This window comes from Paenibacillus diazotrophicus (genome assembly GCF_042610465.1).
This window is the reverse complement of sequence record NZ_JBGJZN010000001.1, coordinates 2,434,611-2,456,859: the sequence shown is the minus strand read 5'-3', so window position 1 is coordinate 2,456,859 and position 22,249 is coordinate 2,434,611. Positions and strand designations below refer to the sequence as shown.

15 protein-coding genes and 2 tRNA genes are annotated in these 22,249 nt (G+C 48.0%); 13 read left to right on the top strand and 4 right to left on the bottom strand.

Going from position 1 to position 22,249, the window contains the following annotated elements; genetic code table 11:
* Positions 1–336 precede the first annotated feature (336 nt).
* The 9 genes from pnpS to ACAN54_RS11255 all read left to right on the top strand — a co-directional run bounded on the left by pnpS (position 337) and on the right by ACAN54_RS11255 (position 10,639).
* The gene (pnpS, locus tag ACAN54_RS11295) at positions 337–2,130 is read left to right on the top strand and encodes a two-component system histidine kinase PnpS (RefSeq protein WP_379154053.1); all 1,794 of its coding nucleotides are present in this window, start codon (positions 337–339) and stop codon (positions 2,128–2,130) included.
* A 189-nt stretch (positions 2,131–2,319) separates the two neighbouring features.
* A complete protein-coding gene (locus tag ACAN54_RS11290; protein ID WP_379154051.1) occupies positions 2,320–3,048 on the top strand; it encodes a response regulator transcription factor in 729 nt (242 codons plus the stop codon).
* A gap of 273 nt (positions 3,049–3,321) precedes the next feature.
* Entirely contained in the window at positions 3,322–4,077 is a 756-nt protein-coding gene (gene pstB, locus ACAN54_RS11285; protein WP_379154048.1) for a phosphate ABC transporter ATP-binding protein PstB, read from the top strand.
* Between the two features lie 69 nt (positions 4,078–4,146).
* Positions 4,147–4,806 carry a phosphate signaling complex protein PhoU gene (gene phoU / locus ACAN54_RS11280; protein ID WP_379154046.1) on the top strand — a complete coding sequence of 220 codons (660 nt, stop codon included), beginning with the start codon at positions 4,147–4,149 and terminating at the stop codon, positions 4,804–4,806.
* A 164-nt stretch (positions 4,807–4,970) separates the two neighbouring features.
* On the top strand, positions 4,971–7,640 hold the full coding sequence (gene polA / locus ACAN54_RS11275) for a DNA polymerase I (RefSeq protein WP_379154043.1): 2,670 nt from the start codon (positions 4,971–4,973) through the stop codon (positions 7,638–7,640).
* A 50-nt stretch (positions 7,641–7,690) separates the two neighbouring features.
* A complete protein-coding gene (gene mutM, locus ACAN54_RS11270; protein WP_379154041.1) occupies positions 7,691–8,533 on the top strand; it encodes a DNA-formamidopyrimidine glycosylase in 843 nt (280 codons plus the stop codon).
* Positions 8,534–8,723: 190 nt separating this feature from the next.
* On the top strand, positions 8,724–9,473 hold the full coding sequence (locus ACAN54_RS11265) for a manganese efflux pump (RefSeq protein ID WP_379154039.1): 750 nt from the start codon (positions 8,724–8,726) through the stop codon (positions 9,471–9,473).
* A 9-nt stretch (positions 9,474–9,482) separates the two neighbouring features.
* Entirely contained in the window at positions 9,483–10,079 is a 597-nt protein-coding gene (gene coaE / locus ACAN54_RS11260) for a dephospho-CoA kinase (RefSeq protein WP_379154037.1), read from the top strand.
* A complete protein-coding gene (locus ACAN54_RS11255; protein WP_379154035.1) occupies positions 10,076–10,639 on the top strand; it encodes a lytic transglycosylase domain-containing protein in 564 nt (187 codons plus the stop codon). Before coaE ends, ACAN54_RS11255 begins: the two co-directional genes overlap by 4 nt.
* A gap of 106 nt (positions 10,640–10,745) precedes the next feature.
* Here the strand turns inward: ACAN54_RS11255 and ACAN54_RS11250 are convergent, their stop codons facing one another.
* Positions 10,746–10,964: an alpha/beta-type small acid-soluble spore protein gene (locus ACAN54_RS11250; protein ID WP_074084046.1), complete on the bottom strand. Its 219-nt coding sequence runs from the start codon at positions 10,962–10,964 to the stop codon at positions 10,746–10,748.
* 164 nt (positions 10,965–11,128) lie between these two features.
* Here ACAN54_RS11250 and nrdR point away from each other — a divergent pair, with 164 nt between their 5' ends.
* The 3 genes from nrdR (at position 11,129) to ACAN54_RS11235 (ending at position 11,989) form a co-directional block, all read left to right on the top strand.
* Entirely contained in the window at positions 11,129–11,605 is a 477-nt protein-coding gene (gene nrdR, locus ACAN54_RS11245) for a transcriptional regulator NrdR (RefSeq protein ID WP_074084047.1), read from the top strand.
* A gap of 221 nt (positions 11,606–11,826) precedes the next feature.
* A tRNA-Ala gene (locus ACAN54_RS11240) sits at positions 11,827–11,902 on the top strand.
* Between the two features lie 14 nt (positions 11,903–11,916).
* Positions 11,917–11,989, top strand: a tRNA-Lys gene (locus ACAN54_RS11235).
* Between the two features lie 123 nt (positions 11,990–12,112).
* On the opposite strand, the gene ACAN54_RS11230 is transcribed toward ACAN54_RS11235, so the two are convergent.
* On the bottom strand, positions 12,113–13,312 hold the full coding sequence (locus tag ACAN54_RS11230) for a HupE/UreJ family protein (RefSeq protein ID WP_379154032.1): 1,200 nt from the start codon (positions 13,310–13,312) through the stop codon (positions 12,113–12,115).
* A 242-nt stretch (positions 13,313–13,554) separates the two neighbouring features.
* Here ACAN54_RS11230 and ACAN54_RS11225 point away from each other — a divergent pair, with 242 nt between their 5' ends.
* Positions 13,555–20,193 (top strand): S-layer homology domain-containing protein, encoded by a 6,639-nt coding sequence (locus ACAN54_RS11225; protein ID WP_379154030.1) that lies wholly within the window; start codon positions 13,555–13,557, stop codon positions 20,191–20,193.
* A gap of 114 nt (positions 20,194–20,307) precedes the next feature.
* Here the strand turns inward: ACAN54_RS11225 and ACAN54_RS11220 are convergent, their stop codons facing one another.
* Complete coding sequence (locus ACAN54_RS11220; protein WP_379154027.1) at positions 20,308–21,615, bottom strand: TerD family protein; 1,308 nt, start codon at positions 21,613–21,615, stop codon at positions 20,308–20,310.
* Positions 21,616–21,637: 22 nt separating this feature from the next.
* On the bottom strand, positions 21,638–22,210 hold the full coding sequence (locus tag ACAN54_RS11215; protein WP_379154025.1) for a hypothetical protein: 573 nt from the start codon (positions 22,208–22,210) through the stop codon (positions 21,638–21,640).
* Positions 22,211–22,249 lie beyond the last annotated feature (39 nt).

The following is a 22,249-nucleotide window of genomic DNA, read 5'->3' as shown; positions in this document are numbered from 1 at the left end:
CTTCAGTGGAGACTAGCACAAGCGGGGCGGATATTGCGAACCGGACGCTCACGCCTGCAGGCGGAGCACAGACCGTCAATCTTACTGTACAGCGCTGGAAGGATCTGTAGCAGCAATAAAGCTGCTGACAGAAACACTTAGGAAGCATGATGGGATTCATAACAAGGAGCGGCTCAATCCAGAGCCGCTCCTTGTTGTTGTTAAATAAAAGGATTTTGAAAAAAAACGATATCGATTTTACACAGCGTTGATAATCGCTATAGGAACTGGTATTTTATCGAAAATGAAGGTAGGATGTTCTCAAGGACACAATGGATAAGGAAGAGGATACATTTCATGAGACCGTTTCGCATTCGACTAACATTGATACTAATGGCCCTGATTGGCATATCCATGATCGGCGCGGGTATTACCATGGCCAAGCTGTTTAAGGATTCACATATTTCCGCGCTGGAAGAGAATATGTCCCGGGAAATTAACCTGTTGTCCGGCACCCTTCAATTTACAGACACGGACAGCCCGAATGCAGTCAGCTATTATACTCAGCAGGCAGAGCATATCGCTAAGTTAACCAATTCACGAATCACATTTATTCTGAAGGATGGCAAGGTCATTGGCGATTCGGAGAAAAATCCGATGGAGATGGACAACCATTCGACTCGCGAAGAGGAAGTACTGGCTGCAAAAGAAGGGATCGGGCGTGCGATCCGATACAGTGATACGCTTAACCGGGAAATGTTGTATGTAGCCGGAGCCGTAGTGTCTGATCAGGGTTTTGATGGATATATCCGTCTCTCTATGGGGCTGGATGCAGTTACAGAGGGCTTAAGCCGTGCCTGGATGATCATGGCGGGCGGGCTGGTACTGCTGTTCATTGCAGCCACATTTGTCAGCTATAAGGTTGCCTCCAGTATGACATCACCGCTTGAGCAGATTACCAGAGTAGCGCGGCGGATTACCGACCTGGACTATGATGCAAGGGTTCCGATGAACCGCAGAGACGAGATTGGTCAGCTTGCGAACGCCATTAATGCGATGGCAGACAGCCTCCAGGACCAGCTCAAGACGATCCGGAATAATGAGGATCTGCTGCAGAGCGTACTGGACAATATGACGGGCGGCATAGTAATGATCAATGCAGAGGGTGAAATTGCACTCTTGAACCGGGCCTCCGAGCGGCTGCTGGATGTGAAGAATAGTGAGATGACGGGTCGTTCCTACAAGGAGCTGAAACATCACTATGAGCTTACACGCCTGATCGAGGAGGGCGTCTCCCGTAATGAGCCGGTCCATGAAGAGCGGAGCTTCTATAACCCTGCGGAGCGGATCGTACGGCTGGATGGCGTCCCGATGATTCAAGACGGTTCCAGCCGGGGGATGCTCTTCCTGCTGCAGGAGGTAACAGAAATCCGCCGGCTGGAGAAAATGCGCAGCGAGTTCGTAGCCAATGTATCCCATGAGCTGAAGACTCCGGTCGCCGCAGTCAAAGGTTTTGCTGAGACACTGCTTGGCGGTGGGGTCTCTGATGAGAAAACGGCACGCTCTTTTCTGCAGATTATCTACGATGAGAATGAACGGCTGAACCGCCTGATCGGCGACATTCTGGAACTCTCCAAAATCGAATCCAAGCGCGTCCAGCTGGAATGCTCGCCGGTGCATCTGATTGAATTCTTCGATTCCGTGCTCGAAACACTTAGCAAAGTAGCCGAAAAGAAGAATATTAGCTTGCGAGCCGATGTGCCTGCAGAGCTGTTCATGGAGGGCGATGAAGATAAACTGCGCCAGATCTTTATGAACCTGTTGTCCAATGCGATTAACTACACTCATGAAGGCGGAAGCGTAAATATAATTGTGGTTAACACCCTGAACGATGACGGGACGGAGACCGTTAACTTTACTGTAAGAGATACCGGTATGGGAATTCCGCGGAAGGATCTGCCACGGATATTTGAACGCTTCTACCGGGTGGACAAAGCCAGATCCAGAAGCTCCGGCGGAACCGGTCTTGGATTGTCGATAGTCAAACATCTGGTTGAGCTGCATCACGGATCGATCTCTGTTGAAAGCGACCTCGGAATCGGCAGTTCCTTTATTCTTGAATTTCCACTTTTGCAGGAAGGTTCTCACTAGGCAGGTGATCATAGGGAGCGGATTTGTTCGCTGCCGGATTGTCAGCAAGGTTTTAAATCGCTAGTATGAATAATAGAACTTGAAATAATATAAATCCTTTGCTATTTTACACCGGCTTAACATTCCGGTGATATGATGGGCTTGCCTGCAGTTTTGTAAAATTGAAAACATATGAAGACGGGGGAAACTATGGCACAAAGATTGCTTGTCATTGAAGACGAACCGACACTGTCCCGGCTGCTGTCGTATAATTTGACACAGGAAGGCTATGAGGTCACCGTTGAGGATCATGGAACGGCAGGATATGACCGTGCGACTAGAGAACCTTTTGACTTAATCGTACTGGATCTGATGCTGCCTGGAATGAACGGGATTGATATTCTGGATAAATTGCGCGGTCAAGGCATTCGCACGCCTGTAATCGTGCTAACAGCCAAAAATGCTGAAGAGGACGTGGTTCGGGGGCTGAAGTCAGGTGCCGATGATTACATAACCAAGCCCTTCGGTGTATCTGAATTGCTTGCCCGTGTCAGTGCAGTGCTGCGGCGGATTTCCGGTCTGGCCGAAGAAGTTCAGCCGGATACTGCAGTACCCGCCTCTACTATAATCCTGGGACAGCTGGAGATTTACCCTGAGCGGTATGAGGTATTGCTGGGTGGTCAGAGCATCAATCTGCGGCCGAAGGAATTCGAGGTTCTGTTATATCTGGCCCGCAAGCCAGGGGTTGTGCTTACACGTGATGATCTGATGAATGCCGTATGGGGTTTTGATTACATCGGAGGGCAACGGACGGTGGACGTTCATGTGAGTTCCCTGCGGAAGAAGCTTGAGCTGGACCCGGAATCCGTGCATATCGATTCGATTCGCGGGGTGGGCTACAAACTAGTAGTTAACAAAAAAAGAATCCCGGTTATGTGATATAACAGCGTCCTTTGTTAATTGAATGCATAAATATCTGGCGTTTTGGTAAAAGCTATGGACTGATATGAGTCTGGTCTGTAGGATAACTGTGGCAAGTCCTCACGTTGTGAGGGCTTTTTGTTCTTATTGGCTAAATGAATTAAGTGATCAAGTTGCAACTGCCAAACCTTACATAGGATTTTACAATCTGATAACAATTCTCTTCAACTCTATTTACACTGAAAGCTTATCATGGGGTACGAAGATGATGAGAAGGAGACACAAAAACTAATGAAATCCATCATTGACATAGAGAAGCTAGATCTCTACTATGAGTCATTTCAAGCGCTGAAAAGCGTGGACCTTCAAGTGCCTGAGAAACAGGTGACCGCTTTTATCGGGCCCTCCGGTTGCGGGAAGTCCACCCTTTTGCGTACACTTAACCGAATGAACGACATGATCCCTGGTACACGTATTGAAGGTAAGGTTAACATCAGCGGTAAAAATATTTACAGCGACGAGGTAGAAGTGGAAAGCCTGCGCAAGCAGGTGGGCATGGTGTTCCAGCAGCCTAATCCATTCCCCAAGTCGATCTATGACAATGTGGCATACGGACCACGTCTGCACGGAGTCCGCGGCAAAGCGGAGCTTGATGTGCTGGTGGAACAGAGCCTTCGCCAATCCGCCCTGTGGGAGGAAGTTAAGGATTTCCTTAAGAAATCGGCACTCAGCCTCTCCGGTGGACAGCAGCAGCGTCTTTGTATTGCCAGAGCGCTCGCGGTACAGCCGGATATTCTCCTGATGGATGAGGCGACCTCCGCACTGGACCCGGTATCCACGCTTAAGATTGAGGAACTGGTGCAGGAACTGAAGGATAAGTATACGATTGTCATGGTCACACATAATATGCATCAAGCCGCACGGGTATCGGGCCGGACCGTATTTTTCCTGAACGGTGTAATTGTGGAGGCTGCGGATACGGAGATGTTATTCTCGAATCCCAAGGACTCCCGCACTGAAGACTATATATCAGGACGCTTCGGCTGATCTGGTAGATCGGCAAGTTCCCGGAAATGACAGGCTGACCATACGTTTTTGAGGAGGATCGCTTTTATAATGATTCGCAGAAAAGAATTCGATAAAGATTTGGAAGAGCTGCGCAGTCTGCTGGAGCAGATGGGTGAGCATGTGACGGATGCGCTGGAAGGCGCGGTGCTTGCTCTGCAGAACCTGGATACTGATCGTGCACAGGAGATTGTGAAGGCGGATTTGCGGCTTAATGCCATGGAAGACAGAATTATGGAAATCGGTTCGAGGCTCATCATTACCCAGCAGCCGGTGGCCAAGGACCTTCGCCGTATTATTGTTGCCTTCAAAATATCAAGTGACCTGGAGCGTATGGGCGATCTGGCCCTGGATGTGGCCAAGGTTACTATGCGGATCCAAGGTCAGCAGCTCATTAAGCCGCTTGTGGATATTCCGCGTATGGCAGAGTTGGTAACGGTTATGATTACGGAAGCCATCCAATCGTACCTGGACGAAAATACGGATTTGGCCTACAAAATGGCCCAGGATGACGATCAAGTGGATCAGCTGTACAGCGGGATGATCAATGAGCTCTATGCCTTTATGGTCGAAAAACCGGAGTTCCTCAATCAGGCAATGCTGCTGACGCTGGTCGGCCGTTATATCGAGCGGATTGCAGATCACGCCACCAACATTGGCGAGAGTGTAGTCTACCTGGTAACGGGCAAACGTCCAGATCTGAATCAATAGTGAATGAATAAATTTCTTAAGACAGCAAGCTTTCTTCATAGGAAGCTTGTTTTTTTATGTGAATCGAGCATTTCTATGCTGTTAATGACCCGCTCGGCGTTTCTGCTTACGCAGGGCATATGTTAAAATGTAAGAAGTATGCAAGATAAAGGCGAGGTGCAGAAATGGACAAGTTGATTCTAATCGATGGCAATAACATTATTTACCGCGCATTTTTCGCAATGCCGCCACTGACGAATACCGCAGGACAGCAGACCAATGCAGTATACGGATTCACGACCATGCTGCTGCGCTTAATTGAAGAGCATAAGCCCACACACATGATTGTAGCTTTTGATGCGGGTAAGATCACCTTCCGTCATGCAGGTTATGAAGACTATAAAGGCGACCGGCAAAAGACTCCACCCGAGCTCTCCGAACAGTTCCCGATGCTTAAGGAGCTGCTCAGAAATCTGGGCGTGCCGCAATTTGAAATAGAAGGATACGAAGCCGACGATATTATCGGTAGTATATCCCGGGAAGCCGACGAGGCCGGCCGTCAGGTCATGATTGTGTCGGGAGATAAGGATATGCTGCAGCTGGCTTCGGATCATACGACTGTGGCTTTGGTGCGTAAAGGGGTTACCGAGGTAGAAATGTACGGGCCTCAACAAATACGCGACAAATATGATCTGACGCCGCATCAGATTATCGATCTCAAAGGCCTGATGGGTGATGCCAGCGACAATATTCCTGGTGTCCCCGGAGTTGGAGAGAAGACTGCACTGAAGCTGCTGCAGCAGTTCGGGTCAGTTGAAGGCGTACTGGCCGGAACGGATGAGCTTAAGGGTAAAATGAAGGAAAAGCTGGAGGAACATGCGGATAGCGCAGTAATGAGCAAGAAGCTGGCGACGATCTACCGTGAGGTTCCACTCCAGCATGCCTGGGAGGATATGGTCTTCACCGGAATTAATAAGGATACCGCGGGTCCGGCGCTGGCCAAGCTGGAATTCAAGTCCCTGCTGGAGCGCCTGTCGCTGAGCGCCTATGCTGCTGCTGGCGGAGTCCAAGAGGGTCTGGAGGCAGCTCCTGCTGCAGAGCTGGATATCACCATCGTTGGCGAAGCGGAGCTGCCTGAACTGTTAGATGCATTACCGGGTATCTCTGCGCTGCATGTGGAGTCAAACGGCGAGAATCCGCACCGAGCAGAAGTGATTGGTTTGGGTTTGTCCTCTCCGGAACAGCATTTCTTCGTTCCTTTTCCTCTGCTGAAGAGCCCGGCTGCAGCGAAGCTGCGGGATTGGCTTGGGGATGAGAAGGCGCCCAAAAGCGGATATGATCTGCATCGTGCAGATCTGGCCCTGCACTGGCAGGGGATTGCTTTTGCCGGAGCTACTAATGATGTGCAATTAGCCGCTTATCTGCTGGACCCGACGGAAGCCAATCAGAATCTGAACGATCTAACTGCCAAATATGGCCTGCCTCGTCTGTCCCCGGATGAAGAGGTGTTCGGCAAGGGTGCCAAATATCGAATTCCGGAGCTTGAAATCCTGGGCAACCATATCGCCCGCAAAAGCGCTACCGTGCTCGGTATCGTGCAGAAGCAGCAGCAGGAATTAACGGACACGGATATGACCGGGCTGTTTGTTGATCTGGAAATGCCGCTGTCCCGTATTTTGGCTGATATGGAGAAACAGGGCATTGCCGTTAACAAACAGGATCTGATTGATCTCGGCAAAGAGTTTGAGAACCAGATTTCCAGGCTGGTATCGGATATTTATTCGATTTGCGGAACCGAGTTCAACCTCAACTCGCCGAAGCAGCTGGGGGAAATCCTGTTCGTGAAGCTGGGCCTGCCAGTTGTCAAAAAGACAAAGACAGGTTACTCCACGGATGCAGAGGTGCTGGAGAAGCTGGCTCCCTACCATGATGCAGTGCGGCTGATACTGCAATACCGCACCCTTGCCAAGCTTCAGTCCACGTATGTAGAAGGTCTGCTTAAGGAAATTTCTGCAGAGACCGGTAAGGTCCATACCTTCTACCGCCAGACGATTGCGGCTACCGGACGGCTCAGCAGCCAGTTTCCAAATCTGCAGAACATCCCGATCCGGCTGGAGGAAGGCCGCAAGATCCGCAAGGTCTTTGTGCCCTCCGAACCGGGCTGGTCGATTCTGGCGGCAGACTACTCGCAGATTGAATTACGGGTGCTGGCGCATATCTCCGGTGATGAGCGGATGAAGGAAGCCTTTCTGGAAGACATGGACATTCACACCAAAACAGCAATGGATGTGTTCGGGGTTACCGCCGATCAAGTGGACAGCAACATGCGCCGTTCTGCCAAAGCCGTTAATTTCGGGATTGTGTACGGCATCAGCGATTACGGCCTGTCCCAGAACCTAAATATTCCACGCAAAGAGGCGGCACACTTCATTGAGCAGTATTTTGAGGTATTCAAGGGTGTGCGCCAGTATATGGATGATATTGTAGTGGAAGCGCGCAAGCAGGGCTATGTGACTACATTGCTGGAACGCCGGCGGTATCTGCCGGAGATTAATGCGAAGAACTTCAATCTCCGCTCCTTTGCCGAACGTACGGCGATGAATACCCCGATTCAGGGGACAGCGGCGGATATTATCAAGCTGGCTATGGTTCACATGGACGCAGCGCTGCACCAGCGCGGACTCAGAAGCCGCATGCTGCTGCAGGTACACGATGAACTGGTGTTTGAGGTGCCTGAAGATGAGCTGGAGCTGATGAAAAAACTGCTTCCGGAGGTCATGGCAGGAGCACTCAAGCTCTCCGTGCCACTCAAAGCAGAGGTAAGTTATGGAAGTAACTGGTATGAGGCGAAATAGCCCCCCGCAAGAACCGTATATCCGGTATAATGAAGTGGAGGTGAGTCATTATGCCGGAATTACCGGAAGTAGAAACTGTCAAAAGAACACTTAATGCCTTAATTACAGGCAAGCAGATACAGAACGTCACCGTCCGGCTGCCGCGGATCATTCAACGGCCGGACGATATTCAGGCTTTTGCAGGCATGCTGGCAGGCCATACTGTAGTACAAGTGGAGCGAAGAGGAAAGTTTTTACGTTTTGTGCTGGATGGTCTTGTCATGGTGTCTCATCTGCGGATGGAAGGCCGCTATGGTCTTTATCAGGGAGATGAGCCGCTGGACAAGCATACCCATGTTATTTTTCATTTTACCGATGGTACGGAGCTGCGGTATACGGATGTACGCCAGTTCGGCACTATGCATCTATTCCAGCCTGGTGAGGATTTGCTGCTGCCGCCGCTGAAGAAGCTGGGGGAGGAGCCGCTTGCGCCTTCTTTTACACCGGAACGGTTCAAGGAAATTGTCTCAGGCAAAAGCACCAAAATCAAGCCACTGCTGCTTAATCAGGAATATGTAGTCGGCATCGGAAATATTTATGTAGATGAGGCGCTGCACCGTGCCCGTATCCACCCGGAGACAGGCGCCAAAGCGCTAACCGGAAGCCAGCTTGATCAGCTCCATCATGCCATTGTCGCTACGTTGACGGAGGCTGTAAATGCTGGGGGATCATCGGTGAAATCGTATGTCAACGGCCAGGGAGAGAGCGGGAACTACCAGCATCAGCTGCTCATCTACGGTCGCAAAGATCAGCCTTGTGCGAGTTGTGGCACACTGATCGAGAAGAGTGTGGTTGGAGGAAGAGGCACGCATTATTGTCCAAGCTGTCAGCCGCCAAATGAGATTGTAAAGTAAGCGTTATATCGTAAGATTTGGCACTGCCGTATTTCCCGATTTACGCTAATGTTGTCCATGCAGCTATAAAAGTCAGGCACTCACTGCTTGTTCCGCCCATATACTGTGTGAAGAATGCTGATTAGAGCGAACGGAGCCTTACCCGGAGTCATCCGGGCGGGCTGCCGGTTCTTCACGGGAGGGATTGCGGGTGCTCAGCCCACTTTTTTCATTGCTGCTGCTGGCGTTTGCCTTGAGTCTGGACGGTTTTGGTGTTGGTATTACATATGGGCTGCGTAAAATGAAAATACCGCTGCTCTCGATCCTGATCATCTCGTTGTGCTCGGGTATCGTCATTGGTATCTCCATGCAGGTCGGTGTGCTGCTGGCCAAGGTGGTCTCTCCTCATGCCGCATCCAGTATTGGAGCGGTTATTCTCGTCTTGATGGGCTGCTGGTCCTTATTCCAGATGCTGACGCAGAAGGAGAACAGCCATAATGAAGAAGCTGCTGCCGGGAAGGCGGCGGATGGGGAAGTCAGACGGGAGACGGCTGCTGCTCTTGCCGGGAACAATGGACTTGCGCAATCTTTTGAAACAACAGACGAACAAATGCCTAGATCGGCGGTCTTCTCGCTGGAGCTGCGGCATCTGGGTGTAGTGATCCAGATTCTTCGTACACCTTCTTCAGCCGATATGGACGCTTCGGGCAGTATTTCGTCTATGGAAGCGATGGTGCTTGGAATTGCATTGTCGCTGGATGCGTTCGGTGCTGGACTTGGAGCGGCACTGCTGGGATTCAGTCCCGTCTATACCTCACTGATGATTGCCCTGTTTAGCGGAACTTTTCTGCTATTTGGGATGAAGACGGGATTGAAATTATCGGGAAGCTACTGGATGAGGCATGCAGCTGCATTGCCTGCGTTATTATTAATTGCAATGGGTATAATGAAGCTATTATGAGGTGAGTACATGATTATGGGCTTAACCGGGGGCATTGCCTCCGGAAAAAGCACCGTATCTGCAATCTTTGCGGATAAGGGGGCGCGGCTGGTTGATGCCGATGTCATTGCCAGAGAGGTAATGCTGCCGGGGTCTCCGGTTCTGGACGCAGCCGTGAACAAGTTTGGAGTAGAAATCCTGCTGCCGGATGGCACGCTTAACCGGGCTAAGCTGGGAGAGATTGTTTTCCACGATCCTGAGGCTCTGCAGAACTTGAATGATCTTACACATCCGGCGATACGCCTGGAGATTAAGAACCGCATGCATGCCTTGGAGCAGGAAGACCCCCGGCGATTGGTCATCGTGGATATTCCGCTATTGTATGAATCCCGCCTGGACAATCTTTTTCAAGAGATCATCGTGGTCTACGTTCCCCGTGAGCTTCAGTTGTCCAGACTGATGGAACGCAATCAGTTAACCCTGGAGCAGGCGGAAGTCAGATTAGGTGCCCAGATGGACATTGAACAGAAGCGCAGGAAGGCTTCCTATGTCATTGACAACAGTGGAGATCTGGATCATACAAGGCAGCAGGTTGCTATTTTATGGGACAGGCTGGGGCTGTCATGAAATGGTTGCGTAAAAAAAGAGTGCTGCTCCTGCTGTTTATAGGTTTTACAGCCATTCTATTCTTGAGTACGAACTGGATGTCCTTGTTTTATCCCATTTACTATAAAAATGAGATCCGTACGCACAGCGTTACTTATGAGATGGATCCGTTCCTTGTGGCTGCCATCATTCGGGTAGAGACGAATTACAAAACAGGCCGGGAGTCCAAAAAAGGGGCTATAGGGCTCATGCAGCTGATGCCTGATACCGCCAAATGGGCACTCGAAAAGGCCAAGCTTCCGGATGTATCACTGGATAGGCTTAAGGAAGAACCATCGGCTAACATTGAGCTGGGCACCTGGTATCTGTCTTCACTATCCCGGCAGTTCGACGGCAACCGTATAGCGGTTATTGCGGCCTACAATGCTGGTCCCGGCAAGGTCAAGCGCTGGCTGGATGAAGGGGAGTGGGACGGCAGCGAAGCCGCTGTGAAGGATATTCCGATTGGTGAGACCCGCCATTATGTGCAGCGTGTTATTTATTATTACGAACAGTATACAGAGATCTATAATGAGTTCTAGGCTGCGAGGAGTAATGAATAATCATTAAGCCCCTGAGTTATGTAAAAAGAAGTATTACACGACCCGAAAGTCGAATAATACTTCTTGGCAAACTTAGGAGACATGTTTATTTGAACTGACCTGCCAGTGATTGTTCAGCCAGGGTTACAAGACGTTTTGTGATGTAACCACCGATCGAACCATTTTCGTAAGAAGTTTTATTGCCTTGGTACCCGTCTGGGGAGAGGGTGATACCGAGTTCTTGGGCAACTTCGTATTTCAGTTGATCCAAGGCACCGCGTGCATTTGGAGCTACCAGGTTATTGGAGCTGTTATTTTGGCTCATTACTGTTCACCTCCTATCGGTTGGTAACAGTATTATGTGCTGGACTTGCCATCTTCATAACAACAAATAAACGGTGTTTTATGGAAATTAGAATGAGCGCTTCAGAGCCGATTCTTTGCCGGACCGGGGCGTTACACCTATTGCAAAAGGAAGTGATTAAGCTTATGAAATGTCCTTACTGTGATCACACGAATACCAAAGTGCTGGACTCACGCCCGGCCAACGAAAATAAGTCAATCCGTCGCAGGCGGGAATGTGAATCATGCAGCCGGCGGTTCACCACATTTGAGATGATCGAAGAGACACCGCTGATTGTAATCAAAAAAGGCGGCAGCCGCGAGGAATTCAGCCGCGACAAAATCCTGCGAGGCCTGATCCGCGCCTGTGAGAAACGTCCTGTCTCCGTTGAGCGCCTCGAGGTCATCGTCTCCGAGGTCGAGAAGTCGCTGCGGGGGATCGCCCTGGCTGAAGTGGAGAGCCGCCAGATCGGTGAGCTCGTCATGGAGCAGCTCTATCCTGTAGATGAAGTCGCTTACGTCCGCTTCGCCTCCGTCTACCGCCAGTTCAAGGACATCAACATGTTCATGAAGGAGCTGAAAGGCCTGTTGTCCAAGAGTACCGGGGAGCTGGAGGGATTGTAGTCCTTCTAAGTTGAAAGTAATAAGCCGCTGAACTGCTGGCGGCTTATTACAAGGGTTAGCGTGGGGCGCCTCCAAGCTTTTTGAAAAAAGGTGTTGACACGGAACCTGAATTTTTATATTATATAGAAGTCGCCTACGAAACAAATCAACTTCTAAGTGACATGAACATTACAAATAAAGTAAGTTTTTAGAATACATATTGTAGTTCTAAAACGTCTCATGGGGCCATAGCTCAGCTGGGAGAGCGCATCGCTGGCAGCGATGAGGTCAGGGGTTCGATCCCCCTTGGCTCCACCAATAATTTTATACTTGGACTCTTAGCTCAGTTGGTAGAGCAGTAGACTCTTAATCTATTTGTCCAGGGTTCGAGCCCCTGAGAGTCCATCACAGTAAGAACGGCAGAGATGCCGTTCTTTTTTGTTGTCTGGGAAAGGGTGGCGGCCTTCGGAAGTTCAGTCAGGAAATAGACCGCATCCTTTACGAGAGGGCGGTCTATTTCTTTTTGAGTTATATCAGTAGTCCAAATAGCCGTTGAACTAACCATACTGCACCAAGAGTGGTAATTACCCAAGAACCATAGATGAAAGTGGGCTTGAAGAAGCTCTTTTTTTGTAAATAGATGAGGATTGGAAGCAGAAGCAGCACAATGCATAACTGGATACATTCAATACCTACATTGAAGCTGATCAGATCCACCGCTAAATGGCTTTTGGGCAGGTTCATCCCGCGCAGAATATCCGAGAATCCGATACCGTGAATCAGTCCGAATAAGAACGTGACAACCCACCGGAAACGTATTTCTTTACGGAAAATATTCTCTAGGGCAACATAACAGATGCTCAAGGCAATGACCGATTCCACCAACTGTGAAGGTAAGCTAATCCATTCCAGGACGGCGAGAGTTAATGTGATGCTGTGCGCTAAAGTAAAGGCTGTGATAATTGAAATATATTGCTTAAGCTTTTGCTTTCTTAACAAAAGAGCGAACAAAAACAATAAATGATCATAACCAGTCAAAATATGATTCATTCCCAATTGGAAGAATGAGACCCAATCAGACGTAGAGGTCATAACGGTGTTCCTGTCGTTTTGTGAGGAAGGGCTCTGAGAATTCGGGCTTGAGGTGTTGGGGGATGAGGTTAATTGTTGTTGCTGCTGCTCCTCTGTTAGAAGCATGGTCCATGTCCGGTTTTTCCCCTGTAAAACAGTCTCACTTACCTGACTTCCGTAGTGTGCAGTAATTAAATTGACGTAGGGCGAACTTGAGGTTTGGGAGTATAGGCCATCCATAATAGAGATTGTCTGCCCAGGTTCAAAGGCTGGATAGGTATAATGCCAGGTCACTACCTCTTTATCACTTTTTTGCTCAAGCTTGATTTCCAGAAGCTCTCCGGTCTGCCCACTCCCGTTCATTTCCAGCACGACACTGTCGTCGATCCACTCATCTAATCTATGTTTGTTGTCCTCAAGCTCGTCCGCTTGTAGAATTCCATCCCCATTCGTATCTACATCCATACTCTCAATTATAGAAATGACGTCTAAGGAAAAAGAGAAATCGGTCTTATCTTTGTTAAAGGTAACCATAGTATAGCTAGCGCTAAGAGCATGGGCCGATACCATTTGGTTGGAGAAGACAACTGAAACGATGAGTGCTGTGAAAAGAATGAATCCTTTAAGTATGCTGGATCGGAAATTACGAGATAACAAGGTGGTACCTCCCTATAAGTTGAGCAGTATGATTGTTGTCGCACATAACCAGTATCATAGCAAAAAAATATTTTCGGTATATATGCCCAGTGTAAAGCTAAAGGAATAATTTACGAAATTAATACAATCTAATACTTTGGATCTTACATAACGTGATTATTGTTAATGTAGCAAGGCTGCTGGGCATATAGTGAAACTACTATTGGATGAAGCTTGTACACACAAGAGGAGGAATTTTTTTTATGGAATTACGTAGTAGCCGATTCAACCGATTTAAAAGAAGGACGAGCTTGGGATTAGCCGTACTTCTGCTCCTGTTGTCTGTATCTCCGCAAGGATTGATGATGTCCCGGGCTTCAGCGACTGCTTCGATAGATTCGCCGCATGTTGTGATTAGTCAGGTATACAGCGGGGGAGGAAATGGCACGTCACCCCCATATTCTAATGACTTCATTGAATTATACAATCCTACCGACAGTGATGTTAATCTGGATGGTTATTCCGTTCAATATACTTCTGCGGCAGGGACAACTTGGACCAATATAACTATCATAACAGGCAAGGTTATTCAATCCCATGGCTTCCTGCTGATTCAAGAAGCGAAGGGCACCACTTCAACTGTGGATCTTCCTTCACCTGATGTTACAGGTTCTATTAATATGTCAGCAACAGCGGGAAAGGTGGCGCTTGTGAACGCGCAGACTGCCATTACTGGTATTGCAGATCCTGCTGTTGTAGATTTCCTGGGCTTTGGTACCGCCACTGAATTCGAAGGTGCTAAGCTGACTGCATTAAGCAGTACCACCAGTGCTCAAAGAAAATCCGAAGATGGCAGCAACTCCGGACCCGGAAAAGGTGCTGGCCTGGACACCAATAACAATAGTACGGATTTCATCGTTGCTCCCGTGCTTACACCAAGAAACTCAGCAACGCCAGCTGTTATAATTACCAAAAGTGCACAACCTCTTGGTCAGAACATTCAATTCACCAGCCAAGGTGCGGTGGGTACAATCACAGGCGATGTATCATCTGTTACGTCCTCTACATATGTTTCCCTATATTTAAGTGATCCAGGTGCCGCACCAGTTCCGGTTACACAGGCGGTTTATGCGGATCCTTCCGGTGCATTCAACCTGACCTTCGATAATTCCAGCGACAGCAAACAAGTCTATCTTACGGCAACTGAACTTGATAAAGTAGCCAGTAAAGCTGTAATGATCAACCTGGCACAGTCAAGCGCGGTGCTTGATAAGACCAAATTATTGTATTACCTCGACGCAAGCGGGGGTGGCAGAATTGTAGGAAATGCAGGGGCAGCTGCAGCGAATTCGCTGATCTACAGCTACAATAGTGCAGTAGGTGGAGCGAGGTTCTCCTCTACAGCCGATGGCAAAGACTACGTTGTCTCGGGTGCAGACGGCTCTTTTTCCTTTACGTTTACTAACGGGACAGATGATGTTCATGTAGCACAATTGACAGCTACGCCAAATGGCAAGAACCTGGAAGGTTCACGTACAGCCATTACCAAAGAAGATACAACCGTGATTACCCCAATCAGCACATTACGGACGAATGACAGTGCGGGTAAATCGGACAAAATCAATCAGATTTACACGATACGGGGAGTTGTAATTGGCAATAACCAGGTCACTGCGGCCAATACATTCTATATACAGGATGCTACGGGCGGCATCGCGGTGTTCGGAGCACTGCCAGCAGGGGTTACCGTTGCCCAAGGTGATTTGATCACTGTAACGGGGTCGGTTCTATTTTATAACGGCTTAACTGAAATTACGCCTACAACCGTTGTTAAAAATAGTACAACCAACCTTCCGCTTCCTTTTGAATCGACGCTGCCCGATCTGATTGATTATAACAAGGCGGAGCCGCTTGAGGGATCATTAGTAAAATTCACAGGCAAAATCACAAATATTCCAGCTATTTCTGGCACTGGATATAATCTCACTGTAGCAGATGCCGTAACAAACAAAACGATCACGGTACGGGTCACCACTGCCAGTGGCATTGACGTTTCTACCCAACTTCAGAAGGATTCAACCTATACCTTTACAGGGATATTCAGCCAGTACGTCTCAGGAACCACGTATAAGAGCGGATACCAGGTATTCCCAAGATCCATCGCAGACGTGCAAGAGATTAAAGAGCTTTCCCTTGTCCATCAAGCAGTAACTGAGGCATACACCAATACGGATATTTCATTAACAGCAACTGCCAGAAACGCAGACTCTGTTATCCTTTATTACAGAACAGCAGGTGGAGCGTATACTGCCAAGCCGATGGTTTCATCCGATGGCATTACTTACGCTGCTGTGCTGAATACAAGTTTTGTTGCTGCCGGAAACAGCTTTGACTATTACATCGAAGCCAAGATGGGACAAGATACAAAGCAGTCGGGAACTCCGGTAACCCCATATACGGTTTCTGTTGTTAACGACACCTTTGCACCTAAATTTTACGAAGAAACTCCGATGTCTGGAACAAAGATCGAAGATAGACAACCTGTAATTTCTGTGAAATATGATGAGCCAAGCGGCCTTGATGCTGCAACTCTGGAAGCTACACTCGATGGAACGGCTGTACCCTCTGTAATTAATGGGGATACCATTGAGATGAACAATTCTGCTGATTTATCAGTGAGTGATCACACCGTTAGTGTCAAAGTCAGTGATACCAAGCATAATGTGGGGACCTATACTTGGAGCTTTACTGTAACACCTGTATTTACCGGTGGGAATCACTATCGCGGGACTACTCATAACCATACGAATATATCCCATGATGCTGCAGGTACCCCAGAAGATGCTTTGAAAGCAGCAGAAGCCCATCATTATGACTTCTTTGCTTTTTCAGACCATTCCCATGATATTGATGCCGCCCTGGTTGGCCAAGACACCGTAGATCATAAGGGATCTCCAGAGCGTACCGGCGGTGAAAATTGGAAGTTGACCAAGGATTTAGCCAAGACCTATACCAAAAATGATAGCTTTGTTGTTTTTCCTGCATTTGAAATGACATCTACAACCTGGGGACACTCGAATGTGTTTGGAACCAACAATTTTATAGACCGGAAGCAGAACTCGGGTCAATATCAGGATTTGAGCAAGTATTATGCCTGGGTCATGACGTATGATGATGTCGTTGCACAGTTTAATCATCCGGACATGTCCGCGAATGCTTTTAATAACTTCACACCATATGACCGGAATGTGGACAAACTGTTCACTATGTTTGAGGTAGGGAATGGCTCAGGCCACTACGGTTATGCCAATGCGGAAGCTAAATTCTTCAAGGCTCTTGATCTGGGCTGGCATGTGGCTCCGACCTATGGCGAGGACAATCATGATGGTACCTGGGGGCAGACCAATGCCAGAACAGTCATCGTGGCTAATGACTTGTCACAGGAATCTTTACTTCAATCCATGCGCAATATGCGTGTGTATATGACGGAAGACCCTAACTTTACACTGGACTTCCTTGCGAATGGCAGCTATATGGGGGCAACTGTCAAAGGAGATACCCTGAATTTCTCGGTATCCGGGAAAGACAATGTTGTCGAAAAGAAGAGTATACCTGAATATAGCTACCTCAGCAGTACTTACCAGTCAGATGACCGAATAGCTAAAGTCGAATTGATCACTAATGGTGATAAAGTCGTGGACTCGATCACACCGATGACCTCTGATTTCACTTGGAATCCTGTTGTGCATATTACCGGAGGCCAACAATGGTTTGTTGTGAAAGTGACACAAATGGATGGAGAGCAGGTATATTCTGCACCAATCTGGTCACAGGAAGTAAATACAGATGTTAAAGTGAGCGGAATTAATATTGCAGGGAACAGCCTGGTTGCTGGCAGTCCTACTGTACTGGAAGCCGGATTGACCAACCTGGGTTCACAGGATTTGTCTAATCTGAATGTGAATTTCTACTATGATGCGGTTGATACAGCACATTTTATTAATAAAGCGTCGGTATCTTCTATCCAATCTAAAAGTACAGCCTCAGCTGCGGTTACCTGGTCTAATCCAGTGCAGGGTTATCATACCTTAATTGCCGTACTGGATACTCCGGCGGGAGATTCTCCAGAGGATAATCAATTCCGCTTGGAGGTAACGATCAAAGCCTCCTTGGGAATCAAGGTAATGATTGATGCCTCCCATAAGAATGAGAATACTTCAACTGATGGTGGTACCTATAAAGACAACCTGAAGTCCTTTACTACTCAGCTCCGGCAGGAGGGGTACACTGTCGTGGAGAACACAGGTGCTATTACTGCATCCAGTCTGGCGGATGTAAAAGTGCTTATGTTTACACATCCGGCAGTTGCTGTAACCGCTGATGAAAGTGCGGCGATTGCAAACTTTATACAGCAAGGCGGCTCCTTATTCTTAACTGAGAAGAGTAATAACAGTACGAATCCCGCATTTGCAAACAGTCTATTGGCACAAATCGGATCTACGATTCAGGTTAGCAATGACGGAATCTTTGATACGAGCCCAGAGGGCAATTTCTGGTCCCAGCCGATAGGGACGAATACCTTTACAGTTAGACTTCATCCTGGACTAGTGAGTAATTATATAACGGACCGGGTACCAACGCTTGAGTATTATAGTGGTGCCAGTCTGGAAAAAGTGGGTCATCTCCCTCTTACGGATACTGACAAATTAACGATTTTGGTAAAAGGGAATGAGACTACCTTCCAAGGTAAAATCGCGATCGGTGGCTTTACCTATGACAATGTTGATGATGGAACCGGCGGTTCCGCTATTCCTGCTATTGCTTCAGAAGAGATAGGGAGTGGTAGAATCATTGTTTCCGGGATGAATTTTGTTAATGATAAACAGCTCGATGAAACGTATAATGCGAAGGGTAATAATGAGCTTGGTTTAAATTCTATTAACTGGCTTGCTCAACGTGAGACGGTGATAAATAATATTGCAGACACTAGAACTAAACCTGACGGCACACCTGCAGTAATTGAGGGTACCGTGGTTACCGGTTCGAACATCTTCTTCGATGCGTTCTATGTGCAGGATGCTACTGGTGGCATTATGGCATTTAAAGAAGTGCCGGAAAATACGCTGGTCGAAGGTGATACTGTCAGAATATATGGTCAAATGAAAACTTTTGAGAATAATAAAGAGCTTGAGTTTGGTTCCTTTGCATCGGATGTAATCAAAACAGGACATACCAGCCCAGTGGAGCCTCGTGTATTAACTACAGGACAAGCTAATCTAGAAGCGAACCAAGGTTTGTTAATTAAGGTAAAGGGCAAGGTCATTTCACAGTTTGATGAGAATTCTTATGTGATCGATGATGGCACAGGCCAGGTTCTCGTCTTTACCGATGGATATATAGCCAAGCAGAGCGGACCTGTTCCAGTCTTGGTAGCCGGAGACACCCTGGAAGCCGTAGGTATCACTGGTAAGAATACGGAAGGAATTCGAATTCGTGTGCGGAACACAACGGAGTTAGTGAAGGGGATAGGGGATTCAACGGGTCTAACGCCGACACCAACGCCGACACCAACTCCTAGTTCTGGACCAACAAGTTCGGCAAGTCAGAGTCCGACAAGTTCAACAAGTCCAACGCCTAGTCCAAGCCCAATTCCGACAAGTTCAACCCATCCTACGGACTCTAAGGATAACGTCAAAGTCACGACCAGCAAAGAAACAGGGTTGGATGGGGTCACATACGACAAAGTCACTATCGACGCAGCCTCGCTTAGTGAAGTGTTGCAGTCCTATAGACAAGCGACAGTGAAAGTTCAAGATGCTTCCAATCCTGTTAAGGTTGAAATTCCGCTGCAGGTTTTTGCACCAACAGATGGTTCCCAGAAGGACTCCAGTATACGAATTCAGAGTGAAGGATTCTTCTATACGCTACCTTCCAATGTGATTCCTACAGCGGAACTCACGCAGCGGCTGGGTACTGATATGAAGGACATCCAATTGTCCTTGGTCATCACTAGAGCTGGAACTGAGGAGGATAGCCTTCTTGTAAAAGCTGCGCGAAAAAGCAATGTAACACTGTTAACAGACGCAATAACCTTTACGATTATTGCAGAAAGCAACGGGAAGAAGACGGAGATTAATAATTTTGGCACCCACTTTGTTTCCAGGGGAATTACTGTGAGTACGCAGGTAGATCCCCGGTTCAGTACAGGAGTGCGATTGGATGAGGCCAGGGGTGAGCTGGTATTTGTGCCATCGTACTTTAAGGTAGATGGTAGTACAACAGAGTCCGTACTGCAGCGTAATGGTAACAGTATATATGCTGTTGTTCATTCCAATGTCACGTTTGATGATATTAAAGGGCATTGGGCGCAGGGCAATATTGAGCTTCTTGCCTCTAAATTGATTGTTAAAGGAGTAACGCCAGCACATTTTGATCCTGAACAACATATTACACGTGCAGAATTTGCTGCCTTGCTGGTCCGCTCCTTAGGAATGGATCAAAAGGGAAATGGCACAGCATTTAACGATGTTGCCGCAAAAGACTGGTTCTATGGAGCTGTTGAAGCGGCAGCGGATGCGAAAATTGTAACTGGATTTGCCGATCACAGTTTCCATCCGCTGGAGCCTGTCAGCCGTGAAGAAATGGCTGCGATGACTCTGCGGGCACTGGAATATGCGGGGCATGCTTCCTCTGCAGCGAATAATCCATCCGTCCTGGATTCCTATAAGGACAACAGCTCCATTGGGAACTGGGCAAGACAACCCATTGCCGAATTAATGACGGCTCAGATCATGAAGGGGATAACCAGTAATGAAATCGCGCCTAAGGCGCTGGCAACCCGTGCACAGGCAGTCACCATACTCAAACAGGCTCTGCAGTCCATTCAATTCATCAACGAATAGCGTATGTTCAACCCAAAAAGACACCTTAATGGTGTCTTTTTGGGTTTTTTTTAAGTTCAGCTCTCTGAAGATCATAACCCAGGAAGCCCTTACTCATTGCATCTGTAATGACCGCTATTTACTGCCAGCTTCCCATCTCAGATTCCAGTTATAATACTGGTCCAATTCCTGGTGTCCGGCGAAATATTCTACGAGTCTCTCGACGCTGAGTGTCTCATCATTCAGATTACGAATCATAGCGATGGCACACATGCCCTTATTGTTGTTGTGCTCATCCAGCCGGACCTCGATCTCCGGACCGCCCTGCTGCTTGATGGTTACAATCGCATCTGCCTCCGACCAGTTCGTGATTCCCTCATAGATGAAGGCAAAGATAACGATGCGGCTAATTTCGGAAAGATAATGGCCATTAATCCTCAGATTCTCGCCGGTGGCTATGGAGCCGGTGCGGTCATCCCCGTCAAGGGAGATATAAGGCGGCCTGCTCAAGCTTCCGAAGGATTCACCGAGTGCTTGGACAGAGCCCTTGATGCCATTTTTCAGTTCAAACAGACAACCAAGGTCAAGGTCAACGCCTTTACTTCCGAACCAGCCCGAAGATTTTTTTTGATACCAGTTAAGATTGATCAGTATCTCGCCAAGGGAATCAGTCCCTTTCTGGAGATTGATCTTCTCCCCGCGTTTCTTAAGCAGGATGGTATTCGGATTTAATGGAGGGGCTGGAGGTGATGCTGGTGAAGACGGGGGCAAGTTGTCTGAGTCCTTAGGCCGTGACCGCAGTTCTGGGAGAACAAGCGGGGACGGCTGTGATTGAATTATTGGGCTAGCGGGTACAACCGAGGGCAGTATGTCATTGACCTCTATCCCATAGCTTTTGCATAGGGCAGCTAGACCTCCTGCATATCCCGAACCTACAGCGCTGAATTTCCATTCATTATGGTATCTATAGATTTCTCCCGTGACAATGGCGGTCTCTACAGAGAAACCTTTACCTAGGTTGTAGCGGAGAATATCCGTTCCATCATCAGCGTTAATAATCCGTAAATAAGCATCGTCCAATAGCGAGAAGTTTTGCTGCCGTTTGTCAGCCTCATATATCGTTAGTGCAAATGCAATCCGTTCGTAGTCTGCAGGAATTTGCCTAAGCTCGACAGCGATTTGTGTGTTATCGGTTAAGCCTGCGTAGGATTTTTTATCCGACAGTAATACGGCTACAGATTGGTTCGAAGTAGAAGGATTGCCATAAAAAATAAGGTCTTCATCTGTAGAGACAGTCCCGGCAGGCGTAAGCAAAAAGGCAGAAAAATCAACCTCAACCTCAGATCTCGTATTGTGCCAGCCCATTCCTACAATAATTCGTGTAAGGAGAGGATTGTCTTTCGTTAAGTTGCATTTTTGTCCCTTTATAAGATCAAGTGTCATTAGAATCAGCCTTTCAAGAGATTTATATTCTGCCGCGTCTTCCCGCGTCCAGATCCGGACCGTTCAGGTTGGATAGCTTGTCCAAGGAATGTTCGTAAATACGTACGATATCCTGTACCTTTTGGAACTCCGGATCTGAGGGACCCAGGTTGTCCATGAACATACGCTGCAGGATCTCTCTATAAAAGGAGATGCGGCTTCCAATAATACCGCACTCGTATTCAATGACCTCTTCAACCGAATGCTGCTGCACAAATTCCATCAGGTCATCAGCCGGGTTATCACGAGACTCCCGGTCATTGCGCTCATTTCGTGCGGCAATCGGAGTGTTCACATTATCGAGGTTAACGGTGGAACGGATATCGGTGAAAAGAATACCTTCTTTCGCCAGCATTACCTGAAAAGGCTTATGCTTGAACAGCTCTTGTGCGACAAGAGCGCACATCGTCTGATTTCTCAGCAGGATACCATCAAAGGGGTGAAGAACCCATCCTCTGTCATCCCGATACAGGCTGAACGTGAAGTACTCCCCTCCGTATTCATATCTCAGATTGATGCCAGTCTCTGAAGTTAGCTCATATTGAAATGCATCCATTCAAGTTGCGCCTCCCGCTTCTTCTCTATGATTATATTA